Here is a 23,617-nt window from a genome sequence, read left to right on the forward strand (position 1 = left end):
TGAAATTTGGGGGCGATGATGCTCAAACGAAGCCCTTGGCCACTCATTCTTCAGGTTGTCCCCGAGCTTTCCACGGGCGGCGCGGAGCGGACGGCTATCGAGATCGCCGAAGCCGTGACGCTCGGCGGCGGCAAGGCCCTCGTGATATCCGAGGGCGGGCGCCTCGAAGACGAGCTTGCTGCCGTTGGCGGCGAACTCATCCGCATGTCGGCGGCGACGAAGAACCCGGCGCTCGTGCTCGCCAACGCGATGCGGATTGCGCGGGTCATCCGCGAGCGCGGCGTCAGTCTCGTGCATGCCAGAAGCCGCGCTCCCGCCTGGAGCGCATGGATCGCGTCGCGGCGTCTGAAGCGCACCTTCGTAACCACCTATCACGGCATCTATAACCAGAAAGGCCGTGTCAAGGCGTTCTATAACGGCGTCATGGCCAGAGGCGACGCCGTGATCTGCAATTCCGAATACACAGCGCGGGTGGTTCGCGAGCGTCACCCGAAGGCGACGAACCGCGTCGGCGTGATCTATCGCGGGCTCGATGTCGAGCGGTTCGACCCGGCGCTCGTATCGACCGAGCGTGTCCGCGCCCTTCGCGAGGCGTGGGGCGTGCCGTCCGGCAAACGCATCGTTCTCATGCCCGCGCGCCTGACCCGCTGGAAAGGTCAGCGCGTGCTGGTCGAGGCCGCCGCGCTCCTGAGCGCGCGCGCTGGCGACCTGGTTTTCGTGCTCGTCGGCGACGATCAGGGCCGTACGCCGTACCGCGAGGAACTGGCCGCCCTTGTTGAAGCGCGCGGCCTTGCCGACCGCGTGATCATCGCGGGCCATTGCGACGACATGCCCGCAGCCTTCAAGGCTTCGTGGCTGACGGTCGTTGCGTCGGTCGAGGCCGAAGCGTTTGGCCGCGTCTCGATCGAGTCGCAGGCGATGGGTTGCCCTGTGATTGCGTCGAACATCGGCGCGCTTCCCGAGACGATCGCGCCGGAACCGGGCATTCTCGCAAGCGCGGGAGCAGGCCCGTTTAACGAGGCGGTGCCCCCGGCCGGGCAGAGACCGTGGCTTTTCGAGCCGGGTAATCCCCAAGCTTTATGCGATTCCCTTTCAGCCGCCCTTGCGCTTGAGCCGGCCGCGCTCGATGCGTTCCGCCAGCATGCCATGGATCGTGCGCGCACGTCGTTTTCAAAACGTGCCCTTCAGCATCAGACGCTTGCGGTTTACGATCGCCTCATCGGAACGCAGCTTGCGGTGAATTTCGCCAATGCCGTTTCACGCTGAGTCCGCCGCGCGATGTCCTTAAAACGCGGCGCCAAATTCTTATGCATCAATATGGCGCTTGACTTGTCTAGGCGGATTTTTATCCTCATTTTATGGGCGCGTGCTCGGGTCGAGCACGGCCGAATTGCTGCTTCCATAAACAACGACAGGAGAGTCCGATACGCCGTCCCATGAGAGGCGCCCCCGTTAAAGAAGGGCCGCGCATTAACGAAGCCATCATTGCTCGCGATGTCCAATTGATCGACGAAGCTGGCGAAAATCACGGAACAGTTTCGAAGCGCGACGCGCTTGCGAAAGCCCAGGAAGCCGGTCTTGACCTCGTTGAGATCGCAGTGAACGGGGAAATTCCCGTCACAAAGATCATGGATTTCGGCAAGTACAAGTTTCAGGCGCAGAAGAAAGCGGCAGAAGCGCGCAAGAAACAGAAAACAGTCGAGGTCAAGGAAATCAAGCTTCGTCCGAACATCGACACGAACGACTACAACGTGAAGATGCGGTCGATCAAGAAGTTCTTCGAAGAAGGCGACAAGGTCAAGGTCACTCTTCGTTTTCGAGGCCGCGAGATGGCTCACCAGGACATCGGCATGCAGCTTCTGCAGCAGGTAAAAGAGGAAACGACAGCCATCGCCAAGGTTGAGCTGGAGCCGCGCCTCGAGGGGCGTCAGATGATCATGGTGCTCGCACCGCGATAACGCCAGATGCAGCACGGCTGAGAATGCGCCGCGCGGCGCGGATGCCGGGTCTGTCAACCCGGTTGATTCTTTGCGCAAACGCGCGCATGTTCTCCTCGTGTTGAAATAACTTTATTACCTGTTGCCCAATATTCGCCCGATCCTATATTATGATGGGCGGGTGAGCGGCGGCTAAATCCAGAACGGTGCAACACAAAAATACTGAAATGACAATCAAAGTAACCGGCAAAAATATCGATCTCGGAGAAAGTCTCCGCGAATACGCTCTCAATCGGGTCGAGTCTGCGCTTGATAAATACTCAGGTCGCACCGTCTCGGGGCAAATCAGCGTCGAGAAAAACACCGATGGTTTCTTCTCGCATTGCGCGATTCATCTCGAAAGCGGCCTCGACCTCCAGTCGACAGGCACGGGTGTTGATGGATACGCCAGTGTGGATTCCGCTTTGGAGCGCCTGGAAAAACGGTTGCGCCGTTACAAGCGCCGGATTAATGACCATGGCAAGGGCGACGCGGCCGCGCAGCAGTTCGAGAGCGCGGGTGTCGACTACGTTATCGATGTGGAGCGCGATGAGCATGCCGATGACGCGCACGATGGCGAGGGCGCTCCGGCGGTAATCGCAGAAAACCCGGTGCAGGTCAGGGCTTTGTCGGTCAGCGACGCGGTCATGCAGCTGGATCTTTCCGACAGATCTTTCCTCGTTTTTCGCAACGCTGCGCATGGCGGGATCAACGTCGTGTATCGGCGTGCTGACGGCAATATCGGATGGATCGACACCGGCGGCGTTGTCACAAGCGCGAAATCGTAATGGTGCTTTGATGCGGGCAGCATATGGAGGATTACGCGTGGGAGACGATATGGATTTGAGCGACCTGATAACGCCCTACGGGGTGATTCCCTCTCTTAAGGCCGCAAACAAGAAGCAGGCGCTCAAAATCCTGTCCGACCGCGCGGCCGATCTGACAGGGCTGAACAGCGTCGAGATCTTCAACACCCTCATCCAGCGCGAACGGCTGGGGTCGACCGGGGTCGGCTCCGGCATCGCGATCCCGCACGGGAAGCTCACCAACATCAAGGCAAGTGTCGGCGTTTTCGCACGCCTTGAAGAGCCGCTGGACTTCGAATCGATCGACGAAGAACCCGTCGACATCATCATGCTGCTGCTCGCGCCGGAAAGCGCGGGCGCGGATCACCTCAAGGCGCTCGCGCGCGTGTCGCGCCTGCTGCGCGATCAGAAATCCGTCGAGAAACTGCGCGCGTGCCGCGACCGCGCTGCGATCTATGCGGTGCTCACCGAGAAGGCGGCCTCTCACGCCGCCTAGGCGTCCGTCAGCGCCTCCCGGTCTTTTCGATTAAAAAGTCTCCTGCGGCCGCGCTTTTCGGCCGTTATTTTTTTGAGTCCGAAGCAACGCGCTCAACCCGACGGCAGTGTCATGCCGCAAATCGGGCACGGCACTACGAGGTATGTCGCGGTTATCGATCAGCTACTCTGCGTCAAACATTTTGGCTGGCTGATCTTGAGCCGAATCCGATCAGGTTCGGCCTCCTGACCTTTCAGGAAGTGACCGTTTTCCGGTCTGATTGCGATCCGATCAGACCGGAAGGGCTTCTAGCGCCGCTCCTTTTCATAAACCGCGATCATCGGTCCCAGCCCGAACAGCACATTGCCGCTGCGGGCGCCCGGCACGAACAGGGCGGGCGCGGTGCCTCCGTCGAGAAACAGCGCATTCCTGCATTTCAGGCCGTCGCGAAACAACCGCATGAACGTATCGAACGGCACGCCGCCGTCCGAGATCGCGAAGACGACGGTCTTGTCGCCGCGAACGCAGACGCCGTCACGCGGCTTCGCCGAGACGTTGGCCTTGGCGATGCGCGGATGCAACTGGCCGTCTATCACCAGCATCGGTCCCGATTGCGTCGCGTAGCTCGCCTTCGGCTTCTTCTTGAGAAAGGCGCCTGTCTCCATCACACCCGCTTCCGCCTCCCCGACATAAAAGACGCCGTTCGGCCTGAGGTGAAAATTGCCGGGGCCCGGCCGCGTGTTGGCGCGCACGAGTTCGCGGCCGTTTTCCACATGCAGCCCCACGGGCTTGTAGTCCGGGTGGAACATGCCGCCGTTCAGTGCAAACGCGAGCCGTCCGCCGCGCTCGTCCGTCTTCGGCACGGCGCTCAGATAGGTGTACGGGGTGCCGTCCGGCTTCTGCCAGAAAAGCCTGATCGCGAAGCGGTCGAGCGAGGCCTCGCACAGCGTATAGCCGTTGCCCTCGAACGCGTAGGGCTTGCAGGGTTGCGCGGCTGCGTCACTCGGGCCACAGAACGCGGCCATCGCAAGGAAAGCAGTGGCGCGGATCAGGATCTTTCTCACTCTGTTCACCAGAAAGCGAAAATTGATTCGATGCGGAGCTTACGGGGCTTCGGGTCGATTTTTGCGGCGGGCGAGCCACGGGCACGGAAACCCGCAGCTTGTCCAGCCTCGATTCGTTTCGGGCATCGCGCGCAAGCGGCAACGGGATGCGCATTCGGCAGGCGGAGGCGGGACTATGCCGGACTATGGGAACAGCCAGGCGAAGGGTCAAGTCCGCGCTCGCGCGCGCAAGCTTCCGATTGCGAGACGGCGCGCATTGGGCCAATCATCGTTTCGTAAACGCTCGAATGCGAAGTTCAGCGACTCCCTGAGGAATGCCGCCTTGTCGTTCAATATCCGGGCCAGAGCTGCCAAACTGGCATTCGCCAGGCAACGGAGACGGCACACGCCGCTTCATGTTCTGGTGTGCGTGTGGAAATCGATCGCGGCGGACAATGTGAGCCTCCTCGCAGCGGGCGTCGCGTTCTATGCATTGCTGGCGATCTTCCCCGGCCTCGTGTTCTTCGTCGCGGTTTTCGGTCTCCTCGCCGAGACGGGGCAGGTGCAGAATTTTCTCGTCACGCTGAAGGACTTGCTGCCAACGGAGGCGTGGGAGGCGATCAACGCGCAGGTCGCGGTGCTCGTCCGCCAGAACACGACGTCGCTTTCGCTCGCAACGATCATCTCTCTCGGACTCGCATTCATCAACGCAAGGCTTGGCGCCTACGCGCTCATGAGCGCGCTCAACATCGTCTACAGACGCACCGAGACGCGGAGTTTTGCGCACACCAACAGCCTTGCGATCCTGTTCACGCTCGGCGCGCTGGCCGTGCTTGCCTTCAATATCATCGTGGTCGCGGCAGTACCGGGCATCTTCCGCCTGTTCGGGATCTCGGAGTTCACCAACGCGGTGCTGCATTATGCGCGATGGCCCGCGCTCGCCATTATCGTGGCTTTCAGCCTTGCGGTGGTGTATCGCTATGGACCGGATCGGAAAGACGCGCATTGGCGATGGGTTTCGCTCGGCTCGCTTGCGGCAACAGCGCTCTGGCTTGCGGCATCAACGGGCTTTTCATGGTACGTGTCTGCGTTTAATTCCTACGACCGGATCTACGGCTCGTTCGGGGCCGTCGTAATTCTGCTCTACTGGCTCTGGCTGACAGCTTTTGCCGCACTCATGGGAGCAGAACTGGACATGCAAATTCAGACCGCGCTAGAAGAACGCCAATGACCCGCCCCATTTATCCTTTCTCCGCCATCGTTGGACAAGACGAGCTGAAGCTTGCCTTGATCATATCCGCCATCGATCCTTCGATTGGCGGCGTGCTTGCTTTCGGCGATCGCGGAACCGGCAAGTCGACCACGGTTCGTGCGCTTGCCGCATTGCTTCCTCCGGTTCGCGCCGTGCGCGCCTGCCGCTTCAACTGCGATCCGGACGGCTCCAATTTGTGCGAGGAGTGCCGCGAGAAGCTGCGCGAAGGCGAGAAACTCGTCGCGCGCTTCATCCGCGTGCCGGTGGTCGACCTGCCGCTCGGCGCGACGGAAGATCGCGTCGTTGGCGCGCTCGACCTCGAAAAGGCTTTGACGCGCGGCGAAAAGGCTTTCGAGACGGGGCTGCTCGCCCGCGCCAATCGCGGCTTTCTCTACATCGACGAAGTGAACCTTCTGGAAGACTTCCTCGTGGACCTGCTGCTCGACGTGGCCGCCTCCGGCGAGAACGTCGTCGAGCGCGAGGGCATGAGCTTGCGCCATCCCGCGCGCTTCGTGCTCATCGGTTCGGGCAACCCGGAAGAAGGCGAGCTTCGTCCGCAGCTTCTCGACCGTTTCGGCCTTTCCGTCGAGGTTCGCACGCCCCAGGATCTGCCCTCGCGCATCGAGGTGGTCCGCCGCCGCGACGCGTTCGAGCGCGACCCGCATGGTTTCGCTGCCGCTTGGCGCGGCGAAAACCGCAAGCTCCGCAGGAAGGTTGCGACCGCGCGCGCGCGCGTCAACCTCATCGCCGTGCCGGATTCGATCCTTGAAGATGCCGCGAAGCTCTGCCTTGCGCTCGGCACCGATGGCCTTCGCGGCGAACTCACGCTGATGCGCGCGGCCCGCGCGCTTGCCGCCTATGAGGGCGCGGAAACCGTGACGCAGAAGCATCTGAAATCCATCGCGCCGTCCGCGCTCCGCCACCGTCTGCGCCGCGATCCGCTCGACGAGGCGGGCTCTTCGGTGCGCGTCGACATGGCGCTTGAGAAAGCGTTCAGCGCATGATGAACGGCGGCGGCGAGGCGGAGGAACGCTCGCTGTGGGAAGAGGCCGTCATGGCGGCTTCCCTGTTCGCCGTGGACCCGGTGGGGCTTGGCGGTATCGCCGTCGCCTCGAAATACGGGCCGGTGCGCGACAGCTGGATGGACTTCCTAAGAAGTATCGTGCCCGGCTGGGCGCCCTTCCGCAAACTGCCGCTTTATGCGGCGGACGAGCGGTTGTTTGGCGGCCTCGACCTCGCGGCGACGCTCGCGCATGGCAAGCCCGTCGCCGAGCGCGGTCTTCTGGCAGAGATGGACCGTGGTTTTCTCGTGATCCCGTCTGCCGAGCGCATGGAGGCGGGACTTGCCTCTAGGCTCGGCCTCGTGATCGACGCGGGCGCGGTGCATGTGGAGCGCGAGGCGGCCTCGCTGCTGCATCCGGCGCGCTTCGGCGTGATCGCTCTCGACGAGAGCGAGGCGGGCGACGACGAAACGCCGCCTGCCGCGCTTCTGGAACGCCTCGGCCTTCGCATCGACCTGACCGACGTGACCTGGCGCGATGTCGGCCTGTCCGACACGACGCTCGAAGAGATCGAGGCGGCTCAGGCGCGACTGCCGAACGTCGTAGTGCCGGACAGCATCATCGCTGGCCTTGTCTCAGCCGCCGTGTCGTTCGGCGTCCAGACGATGCGCGCGCCGGTGTTCGCCGTGCGCGCCGCCCGAGCGTCCGCAGCGCTCGCGGGCCGCGACGAGGCCAACGAGGAAGACGCGGGGCTTGCCGCGATGTTTGTGCTGGCGCCTCGCGCGACGCGCATGCCGGAGCCGATGGAAGATCAGGCTCCGCCGGAGCCGCCCCCGCCCGAGCCGCAGGACGACAAGGAAGAAGACGGCAAGGGCGGCGGCGAGAGCGGGGAAAACGAGACCGCGCCCGACGACGACAAGGCGCTTACCGATATGATCATCGCGGCCGCCGCTGCCGCCATGCCGAAGGAAATGCTCGTGAAGGCCGCCGCGAAGCCGTTTCGCGTGCCGCCATCCGCGCCCATGGGCAAGGCGGGTGCCGAGCGCACCAACGCCGCGCGCGGGCGTCCGGCGGGCGTGCGGCGTGGCGAGCCGAAGCCCGGATCGCCGCTGAGCCTGCTCGAAACGCTGCGGGCTGCGGCACCCTGGCAGAAGATCCGCAAGACGATGCTCGAAAGGGCGGCGGCAAACACCGGCGGCATCGGCAAGATCGAGGTCAGAAGCGACGACTTTCGCATCAAGCGGCTCAAGGCGCGCTCGCAGACCGCAACCATTTTCGCCGTGGATGCGTCCGGCTCGGCTGCCATGCAGCGCCTCGCGGAAACGAAGGGCGCCGTCGAGCTTCTGCTCGCGGAGTGCTACATTCGCCGCGATCAGGTGGCGCTCGTGGCCTTTCGCGGCACGCGGGCGGAAATCCTCCTGCCGCCGACGCGGTCACTCACCCGCGCCAAGAAAAGCCTCGCGGCGCTCGCCGGCGGCGGCGGAACGCCTCTCGCCTCCGGCATCGATGCGGCGGGGGCGCTCGCGCTCAACATCCGGCGCCGGGGCGTCGCTCCGCTCGTGGTGTTCTTAACGGACGGGAAAGCCAATATCGCGGCAGACGGGAAGCCGGGCCGCGAGCGCGCTCAAAATGACGCGAACACAGCCGGTCGGCGCTTGCGCGCGGAAGGTATCGCCACAATCTTGGTAGATACCTCTCCGAGGCCGCAGGCGCAGGCTGAGAAGCTCGCGCAGGAAATGGCAGCGCGCTATGTGCCAATGCCTTACGCCAACGCGGCCGCTATATCGAAGGCTGCGAAAATGGCTGCGAAGGGATGACAGCGTTGAAATGGGAGCGGGACGGCCTCGATTGGCCGAACCGTGCCGCGAGTCGATTTGTGTCTGCCGGCGGACTGCGCTGGCATGTGCAGGAGATGGGCAGCGGGCCGACCGTGCTGCTCGTGCACGGTACCGGCGCTTCCACTCACTCCTGGCGGCATTTCGCGCCTATTCTCGCGAAGCGCTTCCGCGTGATAGCGCCCGACCTTCCCGGCCATGGTTTCACCGAAGCGCCGCGTACATCGACGCTGCTCACGCTGCCGCATATGGCACGGTCGATCGCGACGCTGCTTGACACCCTTCAGGTCAAGCCCGTGCTCGCCGTCGGCCATTCCGCAGGCTCGGCGATACTCTGCCGCATGGCGCTCGATGGCAAGCTCGGCGCGCAGGCGATCGTCAGCCTGAACGGCGCATTCCTTCCGTTTCCGGGCATCGCCTCGCAACTCTTCCCCATGATCGCGCGCGCGCTGTTTCTGAACCCCTTCGTGCCCGGCTATTTCGCGTGGAAGGCGCGCGACCGGATAACGGTCCGCCGGCTGATTGAAGGGACGGGCTCCCGGATCGATGCGGAGGGCCTTGCCCAATATGGGCTCCTTCTGGGAAATTCGACGCACATCGCATCCGCGCTCGGCATGATGGCGAACTGGGATCTGCATTCTCTTTCGAGCGACCTGCCGAACCTCAAGACGAAGCTCACGCTCATCGCTTGTACCGAGGACAAGGCCGTGCCGAGTCATGTGGCCTTCAAGGTCTACAACATGGTTCCCGACTCGAAAGTCATCCTCTTGCGACACATGGGCCATCTCGCCCACGAGGAAAAACCGCAGGAAACCGCAGACATCGTCTTTGCCGAAGCGGAAAGGTACGGGATACTCGCGCATGGCGAGCACGAAGCCGTGGCGCAACCGGCGGCCGAATAGCGAAAGGGCGCCAAAATGCGCTTCGTATAGGGTGCGCGCGTCGAAGGAAGATGACACATGGGAGTGGAAGCTGAGCTTCTTTTGGTCCTCGGAGTTCTCGCCTTCGCGATCTACGAACTCATCAAGACGCGGCGGGATCTGCGAAAATCGCGCGAGGAAAAGCCGCCGTCAAAACGGGAATAGCGCCGCGAATTGCGCAGGTGCCGTTATTCCGTCTCATTATAAACCGAATTTGTGCCTCAAGCGCGAACCTCTCCTCGCCAGTGACGCGTCGAGGGGGTAGCGTTTCGACTCGTATCGAAAAGAACTGTCCCTAAGTCGGCCTTCCCAGGGCATTGCCGATCCGACGAAGCCGTTCATCGCCAAAACACCAGGACACGACATTGCAGGCATCTGACATGCTGACATCGGATTTCGTTCGCCGGATCTCGCCACGCGGTGCTTTGGGTGCGCTGCTGGGTGTCTGCCTTGCCGCTCTGGCGGCGTATCCGGGAGATGCGCACGCGGCGGCGCCGAACAAGGCGAAGGCCACCACCGGGTCTGTGAGCTATGGCAGCAATTCGCTTCTCGGGAGCTATCTGGCGGGGCATGTGGCGCGCTCGGCCCGCGACAGCGAGAACGCGGCGCTTTACTATCGGCGCGCCCTCCAGAAAGATCCGTCGAATTCCGATATTCTCGACGATGCCTTCCAGCTGGATCTGGCGTCGGGCGAGTTCGAATCTGCGAAAACCCTCGCGCTGCGGCTGATCAAGCGGCCCGGCGAAGCCGCGATCGCATATGATTTTCTGGGCCTCGATGCGTTCAAGCGCAAGGATTACGCGAAGGCGGACGAGTATTTCCGTCTGGCGGCGAAAGGCACGTCGCCCGAAGAGCCGACGATGAAGCTCGCCCGCGCCTGGGTTGCGGTTGCGCAGGGCCAGGCCGACCGGGCCATCGCCATTCTGTCCCAGCCGAGCAAGGCGGCGTGGGCCACGCATTTTGAAACCGTCCAGCGCGCCTTCGTCGCGGATGTCGCGAAAAAGAAGGCGGCAGCGGCCGAAGCCTACAAGACCGTCTACGAGAAAAAGCCCACGAACATGCGCATCGCCGAGGGCTACGCCCGTCACCTCGCCGTTTGGGGCGACAGGCAGCAGGCGCTCGACGTGTTGAAGGAAAGCGGAGCCGAAGAGACGCCGCTCGGATCTGCGCTGGCGGCGGATCTGAAGGCAGGCAGGACGCCGAAACTCATGGTTTCGACCGTGGATGAGGGGCTTGCCGAGACGTTCCTCGGGATCGGGCAGGTGCTCGCCTCGAACAATGGCGTCGACGCCGCGCAGATTTATCTGCGCCTCGCGCTGTATCTCAACCCGGCATCCGAGATCGCGAAGCTCGAACTCGCCGAAATCTACGGCAATCTCGAACATTATCACAAGGCGGTGGCGGTGCTCGACGGGATCCGCGAGACCTCGCCCTTCCGGCTTAACGCGCAGGTACGAAAGGCGCTCTACCTCAACGCCCTGCAAAAGACGGACGAAGCCACGGCGCTGCTCGCGGCGCTTGCGGAAAAGCACCCCAAGGAAGAGTCCGTTCTTCAGACGCTCGCCTCCATCGACAGCGCCGCGAAACGCTACGAGGCCGCGATCCCGTATTACACGCGCGTGATCGAACTGATCGGTGAGCCCGAGAAGCGCCACTGGTCGCTTTTCTACCAGCGCGGCATCGCCTATGAGCGTACCAAGCAATGGGCCAAGGCCGAGGCGGATTTCAAGCGGGCGCTCGACCTCGACCCCGAGCAGGGCGCGGTGCTCAATTATCTCGGCTATTCCTGGCTCGACCAGAACATCAACATTCCCGAGGCCTTCGAGCTGATCAAGAAGGCGGTTCGCCTGAAGCCGAACGACGGCTACATCATCGACAGTCTCGGCTGGGGTTATTACATCCAGAAGGACTACGAGCAGGCCGTGAAGCATCTCGACAAGGCCGTGGAGCTTCGGCCCGAAGACCCGACGCTGAACGATCATCTCGGCGATGTCTACTGGCGGCTAGGGCGCAAGCTCGAAGCGAAGTTCCAGTGGACGCAGGCGCTGAGCCTCAATCCCGAGCCTGAGGACGTGGTCAAGATCAAGAAGAAGCTCGAAGCCGGACTTCCGGACGAAGCAGGCCCTCATGCGGAATTGCAGACGCACCCGGAGGCGGTTCCCGCCGTCGCGTCCGAGCCGCAGCCTCAGGAGACGGCAAATCCGTAAGTCGGAAAGCGCCGGATGCGGCACGGTGCGCCTCGCGTTCGCCGGAGTCGACAATCGGGGCAAGGCCGCTTAGACATGGGCTGCTGGCGTCGTGTCGAGCGGTTTCCCGCGTCGGCGCGTCCGGTCGTGTGGTGCAGATCCCATAAGGTCGCCATCAATACGGACCCGCACGACACAGTCAGGCACACGACATCCGCAGAGTAAGCCAAGGTTGCCATGACTCACTCTTCCGAAGCCGACATCATCCAAGCTACCGCCCATGAGGATACCTGGCCCGTGACGATCCGCGAGCGCGCCCGCGCCAAGGTCAACCTGACGCTTCACGTGAAGGGCAAGCGCCCGGACGGCTATCATGAGCTTGAAAGCCTCGTCGTGTTCGCCAACGACGTGGCCGACGAGCTGGAATTCAGCCCCGATATCGACGACCGGCTCGAAATCGACGGTGCATTCGCGCCGCTTCTCGATGGCGACAACCTCATCATGAAGGCCAAGCGCGCCGTCGCCGAATGGTTCGACATGGACATTCACGGCCATTTCCGGCTTCGCAAGAACATCCCCGTGGCGGCGGGCCTCGGCGGCGGATCGTCGGACGCAGCCGCAACCATTCGGGCGCTCGTTGCGATCTACGGCGAGAATCGCAAGCCCGAAGAGTTCATCGAAGCAAGCAAGATGATCGGCGCAGACGTGCCCGTGTGCCTTTACGGTCGGGCTGCGTGGATGTGCGGTCTCGGCGAGCGCATCACGCCTGTGCCGCGCGTCGCGCCGCTGCCCGCCATCCTCGTCAATCCGCGTATCAAGCTTTCCACGGCCGACGTGTTCCGTACGCTCGCAGCCGGGCCGCTGGCATCGGGTGAGGAAAACGCGCCGTTCTCGGTTGCGACGGATTGGGATTCGCCGGAAGGCGCCGCCGAATGTCTCGCGCATGGCCGCAACGACCTTGAAGCACCGGCGATCGCGCTTGAGCCGCAGGTCGCGCGCGTTCTCGATACGGTTCGCGCGCTCGACGGCTGCGTGCTCTCGCGCCTGTCGGGTAGCGGGCCCACCTGTTTCGGCGTGTTCGTCTCGGCCGAGAAGGCGAAGGCGGCGGCTGGCGCTCTGGCGGCGGCACATCCAAACTGGTGGGTGGCGCCGACCGTTCTGGCTTAGGCCCGAAGGGCGAATGGCGCTGAAGATGGGGGCTTGCACAGTTTCGCCGTCCTTGAACGCTTGCACCGTTCGCACTCTCGACGGGTCTGGAAGCGCCGCATCCGGTCTTTGTTTGAGCATGATCCATCGCAAAACAGGCATCCATGTTTTCCGTTCATGCGCCTGGAGCCCGATTCCGATCTAATTGCACCGGCAAGACGGCTCCGCTTTGAAGTCAGATGACGGTTTCACCGATCGGGTTGTTTCCATCCGGTCCTATCCGCTTCAGGGAGCGGCGGCGTTGCGAGCACCGACAAAGACGCAACCAAGCGTTCTAACCGCGCAGCCTGCAAGCTCGGCTGGCGGGGCAGGGCGCTCTTCGCGCTCAATTCGCTTTGCGGGGCTCGGCATCGTCCTCGATGGTTCGGGCGCTGCCTATGTGCCCGCGTGCGGGATGCTGATCGTTTCCGACCTCCATCTTGAAAAAGGCTCGGGTGCTGCCGCGCGCGGCCGTCTCGTGCCCGCCCTCGACAGTTACGATACGCTCGCCCGTCTCCGGCGCGTGGTCGAAGCCTGGCGTCCGCGGAGCGTCGTCTGCCTCGGCGACAGCTTTCACGATGGCGCGGCGGGGGCGCGCATGGCGGCGGCGGATCGCGCGGCGCTTGTTTCGCTTTGCGCGCTGGCAGACGAATGGATCTGGATCGGCGGCAATCACGATCCGGACGCGCCAGATTTCTGCGAGGGCGTTCGGGTGATGGAACTGCGTGTCGACGGCGTCGTGCTCCGCCATGAGCCGGATAAAGACCACCAGCCGGGCACGAAGCGCCTCACGCCTGAAATCGTCGGCCATTTCCATCCGAAGGCGCGGCTCAATGCGGGCGTCGCCAGCTTTTCCGGTCCATGCTTTTGCGTGTCCGACGATCTGATGATTCTGCCTGCTTTCGGCGCCTATACCGGAGGACTATCCTGCGCCGCGCCGGTTCTGCGCGCGCTGCATGGGAATGAGCCGCGCCTGTTCATGCTGCATGGCGATAAGGTCTGGCGGGTGGCGTGAGCCGCCCACCCCGCCTTGCGGCCTGGAACGTCGGGGCGCGCGTCATCATGGAAGGAGCTGGCGTGGAGGTGAAATCAGGTCTGGGGCGTATCCGCTCTTGATCGAATCAGAAGCGCTCAATCGGACGCGCTCAAGAGCGCCGCGTCAAATCGAGCCGGATTTGATGGGGCGAAGCTGATCGACAACCAGAACTCCGAGCGCCTGACGCGTCTGATTTGCCGCGAGACGCTGTTAAGCGGGCGAAACCCGCACGCGAAAATGGCCGGGATTACCCGGCCATCGAGACTGTCTTTGTCGGATTGCGCCCGCAGCAGCGGATCACCACTGGTGAATGCCTGAGACGTTCCTCGTCCGCGCACCAACGGTTCATTCGGGCGCGCGTTGAGGGGATGCGTCTTACGCAGCCGTCTCGGTCGCAGCGGCGGCGCGGGCCTTCGAGACTTCCTTCTTCAGGCGACGTGCCTTCAGGGAAAGCTCTTCGTCACGAGCCTTCAGCAGGAAGGCATCGAGGCCACCGCGATGCTCGACGGAGCGGAGAGCGTTCGCGCTGATGCGCAGACGAACGCCGCGCCCGAGCGCATCGCTGATGAGCGTGACATTGCAAAGGTTCGGCAGGTAGCGCCGCTTCGTCTTGATATTGGAGTGGCTAACGAGATGACCGACAAGGCCACCCTTGCCTGTGAGTTCGCACTGGCGCGACATGATCGGACCTAGATATTGGAATTGGAAGTAATGGCGTGCTCGCCTAGCTTGGGTTCATGTAACCTCTGATACAACGTCGGTCAAGCGTCCTGTGCGCGATGTGCCCGCGCTGCGGAGTTGAAAACGGCTCCTGACCGGCGGAACCCGAACCTTTCGCCAATTCTGAGGCTTGTGGGTGGCAAAACAAGCGCGTATGCGGCTATCGCGCCTGCGTCGCGCGCACGGCCTCACGAATTTCTTCGAGAATCGGCCTGAGATTTTTTCCCGGGCAATTCGTCTGGTCGAAATCGCCATGTCCGAAAATCGCACTCGCGGGGATGCCGTACGAGGCGGCGAGCCACGTGACGAGCCGGGTAAGCGATTCGGCCTCGGCCTGTGACGGCTGCTCGCGCTCGAAATCGCCTTCGACAGCAATCTGGATACGGTCCTCATTGTCGAAAGCGGTCACGCTGTCGCCGGCGAAAGTCAGGTCGCGGCCTTCGCCGACCCGCCCCGAAACGTCGACGTAATAGTGATAGGGGACGTCGCCCCAGGCAGGTTTCGGCAAAAGGCCCACGCGGCCGGGCGAAAACGAGAACTCTTGAAGTCCCCGCATCTTGGCTTCGAGACTGATCCTCGGCTGCTGACGATTCGCGGTGTGGTGAATGATGATCTCAGCGGGCTTCTGATCGTGCATCAGGGCGTAATTCGGCGGCTTCGCCCCCCACGCCGCGCGGGTAACGATGTCCGGTGCTGAGCTGCCCGCCAGGGCCGAAAGCCGGGGGAACGCGAGAGAAAAAGCGAGCACAGCCGCGCAGAAAACAAGCGCGCGCATGAACCGGAGCCGGTTATGGCGAAGTCTGGTGCCCAAAAATACATCCACGGAGGGGCGGCCGGTGTGCCGGTCCGGCGCGCATCGTCTTCATTTTGCATCGTCTTAACAGTATCGCCATCCGGGTGGAAGGCTGAGGACCGATTTCACGATGAAAAAGTAAGGTGGTGTCAGCGGAGTAACGCTTGCTTCGTGCCTAGTCCCGTGCGAACCGGCGTACCGCCCCCATGCGGAATAAGGGCCGCTGCGCTTTCGGAAAAATCGCATACAATGCGGTGAAAAGGGGGAGGCAGCCTGTTCGCGTTCGTCTGAAAGGGTATGAGCCTCTAAATACCGACCAGAACGCTGTTCTTGTCAGGGAACCGGTATCTGCCTCGCTTGAGGTAGAGACCGCTTTGGCGATCGTAAGATGGTGACATCTTATCGGAACCACTCAAAGGGGAGGGCATGGAGAAGGCGTCGCGCACGTTCCGGTTTCTGACGGCTTTCCCGGCCTTTGCGGGGCTAAGCGTCACCGAGCTTGAGCGCCTCTATGCGTGCACGTCGCTGCGCGTCCTCGGGCGAGGCGAGACAGCCACGATGGCAGGAGAGCCCGTCGACGATCTGGCGATCGTCGTTTCGGGGCGTCTGAAGGCGCGCGAGGGCGGCGCCTCGGGGCATGAGACCGGGCAGGGCGATGCGGTCGAGGCGGCGGCGTTCTTCGGGCGTGGTCCTGCTTCGTCGACGCATGAAGCGTTGCGCGAAACCGTGCTTCTCTCCATCGCCTGGGATGACCTTGTCGCCGAATTCGCCGCGATGCCCGCGCTCATCGGATCGTGCCTTTCGCATGCGTTCGAGAGGCGCGGCGCGGCGGCTAGCCGCGTAAAGCCGTCGCCGCGCCTTCTCATTTGCCCGGCGGGCACGAATGCGCGCCTCAACGAAGCCCAGCTCGACGCGCTGCTTCTCGCTTTGGAAGAGATGGCCGAGGTTCGTGTGCTTCGGCGGGAGACGTTCGGCGGCGGCCTTCCCGGCGCGCTCGCCTTCGACGATCCGGCGATGGCCCACTGGCTTCAGGAACAGGAACTGAAATTTGACGTCACGGTGGTGATCGCCAACGGCTCCGATGACGCCTTCGCGGCGGACGCCGCAGGCGAGGCCGACGATATCGTCTTTCTGGCGCAGGGCAGCGCAACGGCGCTTTCCGACCTCGAACGCCACGCCATCGAGCTGCGTGGGCCGGACCGCTGCAGTCTCATCATCGCCAGCGACGGAATCGAGAACAGGAAGGCGGCGGAATGGCTGCCGGCGAGGCCCTACCGCGCCTCGCTCTTCATCGATTTCTCCGTGCCTCGCGCAACGACGCAGCTTGCCAGCGCACTGCTCGGGCGCGGAAACACCGTTGCGGCCACAAGCACCGGCGTCTATGCGGCGGCGATCCTCGGCGCGCTTCAGGCTTTCGAGGCGAGCGGCACACCCGCAACTGCGCTCGCCGTTGCCGGAAGCGCCGTTCTGCCCGCAGGCATGCTCGCATGCGGCGTGACGCTGGCAGATGCCGAAGACCTTTTTCGCGAGCTTGCCAACCCGCTTTTGTGGAAACGAGCCGGCCGGATCGAGGCTGGCCTGTACGAGGCTTCGCCGGTGGACGCGCTGCTTGGCCCTGCGTTGGCCGGGCTCGACATCGCGCTCGCATCGAGGCCGTTCACGGCGCTTTCCCTCTCGCTGTCGACGGGTGCGCCCGCCATCCTTTGCGGCGGCGGCCTCCATGTCGCGGTTCGCGCCGGGCTTCTGCCGCCCGGGCTGCTCCCGCCGCTCATAACGGAAGACGGTGCGATACTGGTCAGCGGCGAATGCGAGATCGAGGCCCTTCTCGAAGCTGCGGAGCGGCTTTCGCCCGCGCCGCCCGTGCTTCTTTATCCCGCCGTGCCCGGACTGGGCCCGTCGCCGATGTCCTACCGTCAGGCCGTGGGCGGCTCCCAGTTCCGGCTGGCGCCGTTCCAGTCTCCGGGGCCGATTGACAAGCGTCTACGCATCGAAACCGCGCTCGGGGCGTATCCGTCACGGCGGCGACGTTCCGTCGAAGGCGCGCCTCTTACCTATGCCATACCCGTTGCCGATGGCATCAACCCCATGGACTGGGGCGAATGGGCGGGACTGAGAGACGCGGCGTTCGACTGGATGTCCGCCGAGATCGAGAAGACGCGGGCGCCATGAAGTAATTCCGGAAAACCGAGAACCGGTTTCCCCGTTCGGAATCGCGTCACTACGAAGAGTAGGGCGAGAGGTGCGATTGGAGAAAGCGAAAACGAGTCGGTCTCAGATCTCGATGAAGGTGCCGAGTTCGACGACGTCCTCGGTCGGGATGCAGAAGAAGTTCGTGGCTGTCGTGGCGTTCTTCGTGAGGATGATGAACATCTGTTCCTGCACCGTCGACATCTCGGGGGATGTTGACGGCACCGGGATCGCGCGGCCCACGAAATAGGACACGTCCGCCGCCGGATCGAAGAACAGCTCCGCCCGCCTCTCCGCCGCCACCCGTCTCAGCGCGCGCGGCACGTTTGGCGGCTCCGCAAAACCGAACCGCAGGACGACGCGGATAAATCCATGCTGAAGCTGCTCGGCGAACGCTCTCCGTTCCTTCGGCACGCGAGGAATACGCTCGGTGATCACCGTCAGCAGCACCACGGTTTCATGCAGGCATTTGTTATGCCGCACATTGAGATGCAGCGACGGGGGAATCCGGTCCGGTCTGCTGGTCAGATAGACGGCGATGCCCGGCACCCTGCAGATATCGGGGCCGCGAATTTCTTCCCAGAAATCGTCGAACGGCGGATTCTCGCGCGCGATGCGCTGGTTCAGCACCGAACGGCCGCGCCGCCATGTGACCATGGCCGCAAAAATCCCCGCGCCGACAAGCACCGGCAGGAAGCCGCCCTCGAAAAACTTGATGAGGTTCGCGCCGAAGAACGCGAGATCGATGGTCAGGAAGAAGGCGATCACGAGGGAAGTTCGAACAAGGCTCCACCCCCAGACATGGCGAGCGACCACGGCGACGAGGAACGTCGATGTGACCATCGTTCCCGCGACAGCGAGGCCATAGGCGCTTGCGAGGGCGGACGACGATTCGAAATACAGGATGAGCCCGAGAACAGCCCCGGCAAGGATCCAGTTCGCCTGCGGAATGTAGATCTGGCTCGCTTCGGTTTTCGAGGTGAAGCGGATCTCCATGCGCGGCATGAAACCGAGGGAAACGGCCTGCTGCGTAACGGTGAAGGCACCGGAAATCACGGCCTGGCTTGCGATGATGGTCGCCGCGGTGGCAAGCGCAACGGCAGGATAGGTGAGCCAGTCGGCAAACAGATGGAAGAACGGGTTGTCCCGGGCTTCCGGATACTCGATCACGAGCGCGCCCTGGCCGAAATAGTTGAGGAGAAGCGCGGGAAGCACCACCGCAAACCAGTCGATACGGATGACCTTTCCCTGGAAATGGCCCTCGTCCGCGTAAAGAGCCTCGGCACCTGTGAGCACCAGGAAGACCGAGCCGAGCACGTGGAAGCCGATCCAGCCATGCGTGGCGATCAGATCCAGCCCGTAGGACGGATGGATCGCAAACAGAATGTCCGGCCTCGCGATGATATAAGGAAGGCCGGCGGCGCCGATAACGATGAACCAGACAAGCATCACGGGGCCGAACACGCGCCCGATGGTGGCCGTGCCACGATACTGCAGCAGGAACAGGCCTCCGAGGATGCCGACCGCAATGGGCACGATATACGGTTTGAATACGGGCGTGGCGACTTCCAGCCCCTCGACCGCCGAGAGCACCGAGATCGCCGGGGTGATGATGCAATCGCCGTAGAACAGCGCGACGCCGACGAGGCCGACAAGGATCGCGGCTTCTTTTGCCCGCTCGGATTTGAGGCCATTCGTGGCAAGGGCCGTCAGCGCCATGATGCCGCCCTCGCCGTCATTCGTGGCGCGCATGATAACAAGCACATACTTTATCGAGACGACGATGATCAGCGCCCAGAAGACCAGCGACACGCAGCCAAAAGCGATATGCCTCAGCGAATCGATGTCGCCGGCGGATTTCAATGCTTCCTTGTAAGCGTAGAGCGGGCTCGTGCCGATGTCGCCGAACACGATGCCGAGCGCGCCGATGAGGGCTGCGTTGCGAAGCGCTTGCGGCTCGGCCTTGGTCAATGCTTCCGTCGCCATCTGCGATGCCCCTCGTCGCCGCCGTTCAATCGTCAGGCTATCGCAAACACGTCCCCCGAAAAAACGATCCGTGTTCGCTTGAGATCCAGCTTTATGACACCGAGGTTACGGCTTTGATAGAGCCGCTGCGGCGGGCGCCAAAAGGCTATTTGGTTCGCTTGTAAAAGCGGACATCTTCGGACAAGATTCACTCAAGCCACACCGAATAGCTTGCCCCCAGGTCATCAGAAAGGGGGGCTACAGTGCTCTTAGCGCGCAGGCTTATCGCCAAGATCTTGTTTCCTCTCGCGGTCGCTCTTTTGGTCTGTCTTCCGGCGGCTGCGGAGCCGCTTGGAAACGGGTGCGCGGACGCATCCGACATCGCGGTGCTGAGTTCCCCGCTCTCACCCTGGAAGGGGGCGCCTCTGCGCGTCGTCCTTGCGTCGGAGAAGCCTATCGCCGGAGAGTTGTCGCTCGTGGCGCCCGGCGGCGTGGTTGCGGTAAAAACGGAAGATAGGCGCGGCGGGCCGCCCTATTTCTGGAGTCTGGAGGTTGCCTCTCCGGCTGCCGGGACATGGACGGCAAAGCTCGCCTCATCCGGCTCTTGCGAGGCCGTTATCCGCGAGATCGTCGTGCGCGACCGCCAGCTGGGGGCGCCACAAAACGGGGACCCCGGCGTGTGGCCTCTGCGCGCCACCTGGAATCGTGCGACCGAAAACCTCTATTCGGCCTGGATCGAGACGCTCTTCGATGCACCTCTCGACGCTTCGCCGTCCTGGCCCGTCCTGCACGAGGTCATGCGCGACCGGTCCCGCAATCTCCTGTTCAATCATCTGGGGCTGCGCGAGGACGAGAAGGGCATCGTGATGCGGCCCGATTGCGCCGATCTGCCTTACTTTCTGCGCGCTTATTTCGCCTTCAAGATGGGTCTGCCGTTCGGTTTCTCGAAATGCTCGCGCGGTGGCGGCGGTGATGGGCCCCGGTGCTTCGAGTGGTCGAACATCCGGACTTTCGAGCCGGCGCGGCCGCCGAGGCCGGACGGCGCGTCGCCCTTGCCGGTGCTGTTCCGCCAGCCAGCGCCGCCATCCCGAACACCGCCGCAAAAACTCGGACTCGCCGCGTCGTTCGCGCGTTATCTCCCCGCCGTGGCCGATGGCGTCCATTCCGGGTCCGCGCGCACCTCGGCCAACGACAGCAATACCGATTATTACCCGGTGCCGCTCAGTGCGCAGACGCTTCGGCCCGGGACGATCTATGCCGACCCTTACGGGCATGTGCTCATGCTGGTGAAGCATGTGCCACAGTCCGAAGGAAGGGCCGGCGTCTTCCTCGCGGTGGATGGACAGCCGGACGGCACCGTCGCCCGCAAGCGCTTCTGGCGCGGCAACTTCCTGTTTGCGCAAAATCCCGCGCTTGGAAGCCCGGGGTTCAAGCGTTTCCGGCCGATCGTGCAAGATGGCGGCGCGCTGAGACGTCTATCGAACGTCGAAATCTCGAACAGCCCACAGTATGGCGACTTCTCTCTCGATCAGTCCCGGCTCGGCGTCGAAGACTTTTACGACCGCATGGAAGATGTGATGTCGCCGGAGCCGCTGGACCCGTCCCGCGCCCTGCTGGAGGTGATCGCCGCGCTCGAAGAGCAGGTCAAGGCGCGCATAACGTCGGTCGAGAACGGCCGGAAGTTCCAGAGCGGCAATCGCGGAGATGCCGAGATGCCCGATGGCCCGTCGATCTTCGAGGCCGCGGGTGCGTGGGAGGACTTCGCGACGCCATCGCGCGATTTGCGGCTTCTGATTGCAATCGATGTCGCGCGCGGCTTCCCGGATCGCGTCGCCCGGCGCCCTGAGCGCTACGCCATGCCAAAGGACAAGAGCGCGGCGGACGTAAAAGCCGAGCTCGAAAACACCCTCGCATCGGAGCTTTCGAGCCGCACATTCTCCTACACGAGAAGCGATGGTTCTCCATGGACGCTTGCCCTTCGCGACGTGGTCGAGCGGTCGGTGGCGCTGGAAATGGCTTACAATGTCAACGATTGTGTGGAATTGCGCTGGGCCGCGGCGGAAGGAACCGACGAGGCCTCGACATGCAAGCGTCGCGCGCCCGCGGCCCAGCGGACGAAGATGCAGGACTATCGTGTGTGGTTCCATGAGCGGCGGCGACCGGCGCGGGCGTGATTGCTCGCGCTTGCCGGGCGTTGCGATCTCATGAGCGCCGCCTGCTTGTCGGCTTGAACTCCTCGGCAGACGCGTTAGATGTCGGCATGAGAGAAGGACACGAGAGCGATGGGCGGCGATACGATTTCGGTACCGGCGGAGTGGGCGCCGCAAAAGGCAATATGGACGGCATGGCCCGCAGATCCGCGCGAATGGAATGGCGATCTCGAAACGCCTCGCCGCGATGTGGCGGCGCTCGTGAGAACGCTGGCGGACGGCAACGCGGTGCGGCTTCTCGTGAACGGCACGGAGGCGGAGACTTCGGCGCGCGCGGCGCTCGGCGGCGCGGCTGAAATCGTGCCCGCGCGCTACGGCGACATCTGGCTGCGCGATACCGGGCCGATCTTCGCGCGCCGCTCCCACGATGACGGCACAAGCGAAAAGATCGCGCTGCGCTTCGCAACCAATAGCTGGGGCGGCAAGTTCGACCTGCCGGACGACGCGACCGTCGGCGACGAGATCGCACGGCGCGCGGGCGCGCCCGTGTGCCGCTTCGATTTCGTGCTGGAAGGCGGCGCCATCGATCATGACGGGCAGGGCACCGTGCTGACCACGCGCCAGACGACCCTCAACCCCAACCGCAACGGCTGGACCCGAGCCGATGCGGAAGCGGCGCTCGGCGTGGCGCTCGGCGCGAAAAAGATCGTCTGGATCGACGAGGGGCTGGCGAACGACCACACCGATGGCCATATCGACAACATAGCGCGTTTCGTCGCGCCGGGCGTCGTCGTCTGCCAAGCGCCAGCAGGCGACGACGATCCCAACGCCGCGACGCTCGACGCCATTGCGGCCACGCTCGAAGCGTCGAGGGATGCCCTCGGACGCAAGTTCGATGTGGTGCGCGTGCCGGGCGTCGGCCGCTACCGAAACCCGATTGGCGAAATCTCACCCGCTTCGCACATGAATTTCATCATCGCGAATGGCGTCGTCGTGGTTCCCGTTTACGGCACCGCCACCGAGGACGCGGCGCTTGGCGCGCTCCGCGAGGTTTTCCCGGGCCGCCGCGTCGCGGGCGTGCCCTCGCGCGGGCTCCTCGGCTTCGGCGATGCGGGCGGCGGCTCATTCCATTGCATCACTCAGCAGGAACCGGCCTGATGGCAAAGCTTACAGTCGCGGCGATCCAGACCGCCTACGGCCCGGATATCGCGGAGAACATCGCGAAGACCGAACTCTTCATCCGCGAAGCCGCCGCGCTCGACGCACAGGTGGTGCTGCCGTCGGAGCTGTTCCAGGGCATCTATTTCTGCTCGCGGCAGGACCCGAAATGGTTCGCCACGGCATACCCTGCGCGTGAGCACCCTTGCGTGACCGCGCTTGCGAAACTCGCCGGGGAACTTGGGCTCGTGATCCCGATCTCCTTCTTCGAGAAGGACGGCCCCGCCTATTACAACAGTGTCGCCATCGCGGACGCGGACGGTGAGGTGCTCGGCGTCTATCGCAAGAGCCACATTCCCGACGGCCCCGGCTATCAGGAAAAATATTACTTCCGCCCCGGCAACACCGGTTTCAAGGCGTGGAAGACGCGCTTCGCGACCATCGGCGTCGGCATCTGCTGGGACCAGTGGTTTCCCGAAGCGGCGCGCGCCATGGCGCTCCAGGGCGCCGACGTGCTGTTCTACCCCACCGCCATCGGCTCCGAGCCCTACGACACCGCGCTCGACACGCACCGCCGCTGGCAGCGCGCGATGCAGGGCCATGCCGTATCGAACGCCATCCCCGTGGTGGCGGCGAACCGCATCGGGCTTGAGGATAACGACGGCGCGGCGCAGTGCTTCTACGGCCACAGCTTCATCGCCGACCACACGGGCGCCTTCGTGGCGGATTTCGGCGACACGGACGAGGGCGTGCTGGTGGCGAGCTTCGACCTCGCGGAAATCGAGGAATACCGCGCCGACTGGGGTTTTTTCCGGGATCGGCGCGCGGGGCTTTATGGCGGGTTGGTGGAGTGAAACGGAAAGAGGAGCGCGCTGCGCCCCGTTCCGTTCGTGCTGAACGATGAATATGGCCCGTCCAAAGAGCAAGGA

At 63.5% G+C, this 23,617-nt stretch carries 20 protein-coding genes; 16 read left to right on the forward strand and 4 right to left on the reverse strand.

The window, feature by feature from the left end:
• Positions 1–18 precede the first annotated feature (18 nt).
• The 4 genes from EK416_RS02145 (at position 19) to EK416_RS02160 (ending at position 3,278) form a co-directional block, all read left to right on the forward strand.
• Positions 19–1,266, forward strand: coding sequence for a glycosyltransferase family 4 protein (locus tag EK416_RS02145; RefSeq protein ID WP_245433912.1), 1,248 nt, complete (start codon positions 19–21; stop codon positions 1,264–1,266).
• Positions 1,267–1,436: 170 nt separating this feature from the next.
• A complete protein-coding gene (gene infC, locus EK416_RS02150) occupies positions 1,437–1,958 on the forward strand; it encodes a translation initiation factor IF-3 (protein WP_127076335.1) in 522 nt (173 codons plus the stop codon).
• A 206-nt stretch (positions 1,959–2,164) separates the two neighbouring features.
• A complete protein-coding gene (hpf, locus tag EK416_RS02155) occupies positions 2,165–2,764 on the forward strand; it encodes a ribosome hibernation-promoting factor, HPF/YfiA family (RefSeq protein WP_127075832.1) in 600 nt (199 codons plus the stop codon).
• A 49-nt stretch (positions 2,765–2,813) separates the two neighbouring features.
• Positions 2,814–3,278: a PTS sugar transporter subunit IIA gene (locus EK416_RS02160; RefSeq protein ID WP_127075834.1), complete on the forward strand. Its 465-nt coding sequence runs from the start codon at positions 2,814–2,816 to the stop codon at positions 3,276–3,278.
• Positions 3,279–3,565: 287 nt separating this feature from the next.
• Here EK416_RS02160 and EK416_RS02165 read toward each other — a convergent pair whose 3' ends face one another.
• Positions 3,566–4,321 carry a phosphodiester glycosidase family protein gene (locus EK416_RS02165; RefSeq protein ID WP_127075836.1) on the reverse strand — a complete coding sequence of 252 codons (756 nt, stop codon included), beginning with the start codon at positions 4,319–4,321 and terminating at the stop codon, positions 3,566–3,568.
• Positions 4,322–4,757: 436 nt separating this feature from the next.
• On the opposite strand from EK416_RS02165, the gene EK416_RS02170 reads away from it, so the two are divergent.
• The 8 genes from EK416_RS02170 to pdeM all read left to right on the forward strand — a co-directional run bounded on the left by EK416_RS02170 (position 4,758) and on the right by pdeM (position 13,694).
• Entirely contained in the window at positions 4,758–5,531 is a 774-nt protein-coding gene (locus EK416_RS02170; protein WP_164729814.1) for a YihY/virulence factor BrkB family protein, read from the forward strand.
• Entirely contained in the window at positions 5,528–6,556 is a 1,029-nt protein-coding gene (bchI, locus tag EK416_RS02175; RefSeq protein WP_127075840.1) for a magnesium chelatase ATPase subunit I, read from the forward strand. The genes EK416_RS02170 and bchI overlap by 4 nt, the downstream gene beginning before the upstream one ends.
• The gene (locus EK416_RS02180; RefSeq protein ID WP_127076336.1) at positions 6,556–8,370 is read left to right on the forward strand and encodes a magnesium chelatase subunit D; all 1,815 of its coding nucleotides are present in this window, start codon (positions 6,556–6,558) and stop codon (positions 8,368–8,370) included. The genes bchI and EK416_RS02180 overlap by 1 nt, the downstream gene beginning before the upstream one ends.
• A complete protein-coding gene (gene bchO / locus EK416_RS02185; protein ID WP_127075842.1) occupies positions 8,367–9,290 on the forward strand; it encodes an alpha/beta fold hydrolase BchO in 924 nt (307 codons plus the stop codon). Before EK416_RS02180 ends, bchO begins: the two co-directional genes overlap by 4 nt.
• 57 nt (positions 9,291–9,347) lie before the next feature.
• Complete coding sequence (locus tag EK416_RS18070) at positions 9,348–9,473, forward strand: hypothetical protein (RefSeq protein WP_281023850.1); 126 nt, start codon at positions 9,348–9,350, stop codon at positions 9,471–9,473.
• 215 nt (positions 9,474–9,688) lie between these two features.
• The gene (locus EK416_RS02190) at positions 9,689–11,515 is read left to right on the forward strand and encodes a tetratricopeptide repeat protein (RefSeq protein WP_127075844.1); all 1,827 of its coding nucleotides are present in this window, start codon (positions 9,689–9,691) and stop codon (positions 11,513–11,515) included.
• Between the two features lie 216 nt (positions 11,516–11,731).
• On the forward strand, positions 11,732–12,661 hold the full coding sequence (locus EK416_RS02195) for a 4-(cytidine 5'-diphospho)-2-C-methyl-D-erythritol kinase (protein WP_127075846.1): 930 nt from the start codon (positions 11,732–11,734) through the stop codon (positions 12,659–12,661).
• Between the two features lie 280 nt (positions 12,662–12,941).
• Entirely contained in the window at positions 12,942–13,694 is a 753-nt protein-coding gene (gene pdeM / locus EK416_RS02200; RefSeq protein WP_164729815.1) for a ligase-associated DNA damage response endonuclease PdeM, read from the forward strand.
• 396 nt (positions 13,695–14,090) lie between these two features.
• Here the strand turns inward: pdeM and rpmB are convergent, their stop codons facing one another.
• Both rpmB and EK416_RS02210 read right to left on the reverse strand, forming a co-directional pair.
• Positions 14,091–14,396 carry a 50S ribosomal protein L28 gene (rpmB, locus tag EK416_RS02205; RefSeq protein WP_127075850.1) on the reverse strand — a complete coding sequence of 102 codons (306 nt, stop codon included), beginning with the start codon at positions 14,394–14,396 and terminating at the stop codon, positions 14,091–14,093.
• A 199-nt stretch (positions 14,397–14,595) separates the two neighbouring features.
• Entirely contained in the window at positions 14,596–15,210 is a 615-nt protein-coding gene (locus EK416_RS02210) for a peptidoglycan recognition protein family protein (RefSeq protein ID WP_127075852.1), read from the reverse strand.
• A 444-nt stretch (positions 15,211–15,654) separates the two neighbouring features.
• Between EK416_RS02210 and EK416_RS02215 the strand changes: the two genes are divergently transcribed.
• Positions 15,655–17,397 (forward strand): cyclic nucleotide-binding domain-containing protein, encoded by a 1,743-nt coding sequence (locus EK416_RS02215; protein ID WP_127075854.1) that lies wholly within the window; start codon positions 15,655–15,657, stop codon positions 17,395–17,397.
• Between the two features lie 102 nt (positions 17,398–17,499).
• Here the strand turns inward: EK416_RS02215 and EK416_RS02220 are convergent, their stop codons facing one another.
• Complete coding sequence (locus EK416_RS02220; protein ID WP_127075856.1) at positions 17,500–19,401, reverse strand: potassium transporter Kup; 1,902 nt, start codon at positions 19,399–19,401, stop codon at positions 17,500–17,502.
• Between the two features lie 242 nt (positions 19,402–19,643).
• On the opposite strand from EK416_RS02220, the gene EK416_RS02225 reads away from it, so the two are divergent.
• From EK416_RS02225 to aguB, 3 genes are all read left to right on the forward strand, one after another.
• A complete protein-coding gene (locus EK416_RS02225; protein WP_127075857.1) occupies positions 19,644–21,554 on the forward strand; it encodes a hypothetical protein in 1,911 nt (636 codons plus the stop codon).
• Positions 21,555–21,662: 108 nt separating this feature from the next.
• On the forward strand, positions 21,663–22,688 hold the full coding sequence (locus tag EK416_RS02230) for an agmatine deiminase family protein (RefSeq protein ID WP_127075858.1): 1,026 nt from the start codon (positions 21,663–21,665) through the stop codon (positions 22,686–22,688).
• Entirely contained in the window at positions 22,688–23,542 is an 855-nt protein-coding gene (gene aguB, locus EK416_RS02235) for an N-carbamoylputrescine amidase (RefSeq protein ID WP_127075859.1), read from the forward strand. Before EK416_RS02230 ends, aguB begins: the two co-directional genes overlap by 1 nt.
• The last annotated feature ends 75 nt before the right edge of the window (positions 23,543–23,617 follow it).

The organism is Rhodomicrobium lacus (assembly GCF_003992725.1).
Lineage (GTDB): Bacteria > Pseudomonadota > Alphaproteobacteria > Rhizobiales > Rhodomicrobiaceae > Rhodomicrobium > Rhodomicrobium lacus.

Bases quoted from the DNA above. Each gene is read 5' to 3' on its own strand.
- EK416_RS02210 (WP_127075852.1), bottom strand. From the start codon at position 15,210: ATGCGCGCGCTTGTTTTCTGCGCGGCTGTGCTCGCTTTTTCTCTCGCG.
- EK416_RS02160 (WP_127075834.1), top strand. From the start codon at position 2,814: ATGGATTTGAGCGACCTGATAACGCCCTACGGGGTGATTCCCTCTCTT.
- bchI (WP_127075840.1), top strand. From the start codon at position 5,528: ATGACCCGCCCCATTTATCCTTTCTCCGCCATCGTTGGACAAGACGAG.
- infC (WP_127076335.1), top strand. From the start codon at position 1,437: ATGAGAGGCGCCCCCGTTAAAGAAGGGCCGCGCATTAACGAAGCCATC.
- EK416_RS02220 (WP_127075856.1), bottom strand. From the start codon at position 19,401: ATGGCGACGGAAGCATTGACCAAGGCCGAGCCGCAAGCGCTTCGCAAC.
- EK416_RS02230 (WP_127075858.1), top strand. From the start codon at position 21,663: ATGGGCGGCGATACGATTTCGGTACCGGCGGAGTGGGCGCCGCAAAAG.
- EK416_RS02180 (WP_127076336.1), top strand. From the start codon at position 6,556: ATGAACGGCGGCGGCGAGGCGGAGGAACGCTCGCTGTGGGAAGAGGCC.
- EK416_RS18070 (WP_281023850.1), top strand. From the start codon at position 9,348: ATGGGAGTGGAAGCTGAGCTTCTTTTGGTCCTCGGAGTTCTCGCCTTC.
- rpmB (WP_127075850.1), bottom strand. From the start codon at position 14,396: ATGTCGCGCCAGTGCGAACTCACAGGCAAGGGTGGCCTTGTCGGTCAT.
- hpf (WP_127075832.1), top strand. From the start codon at position 2,165: ATGACAATCAAAGTAACCGGCAAAAATATCGATCTCGGAGAAAGTCTC.
- aguB (WP_127075859.1), top strand. From the start codon at position 22,688: ATGGCAAAGCTTACAGTCGCGGCGATCCAGACCGCCTACGGCCCGGAT.
- EK416_RS02215 (WP_127075854.1), top strand. From the start codon at position 15,655: ATGGAGAAGGCGTCGCGCACGTTCCGGTTTCTGACGGCTTTCCCGGCC.
- EK416_RS02145 (WP_245433912.1), top strand. From the start codon at position 19: ATGCTCAAACGAAGCCCTTGGCCACTCATTCTTCAGGTTGTCCCCGAG.
- EK416_RS02190 (WP_127075844.1), top strand. From the start codon at position 9,689: ATGCTGACATCGGATTTCGTTCGCCGGATCTCGCCACGCGGTGCTTTG.
- EK416_RS02195 (WP_127075846.1), top strand. From the start codon at position 11,732: ATGACTCACTCTTCCGAAGCCGACATCATCCAAGCTACCGCCCATGAG.
- bchO (WP_127075842.1), top strand. From the start codon at position 8,367: ATGACAGCGTTGAAATGGGAGCGGGACGGCCTCGATTGGCCGAACCGT.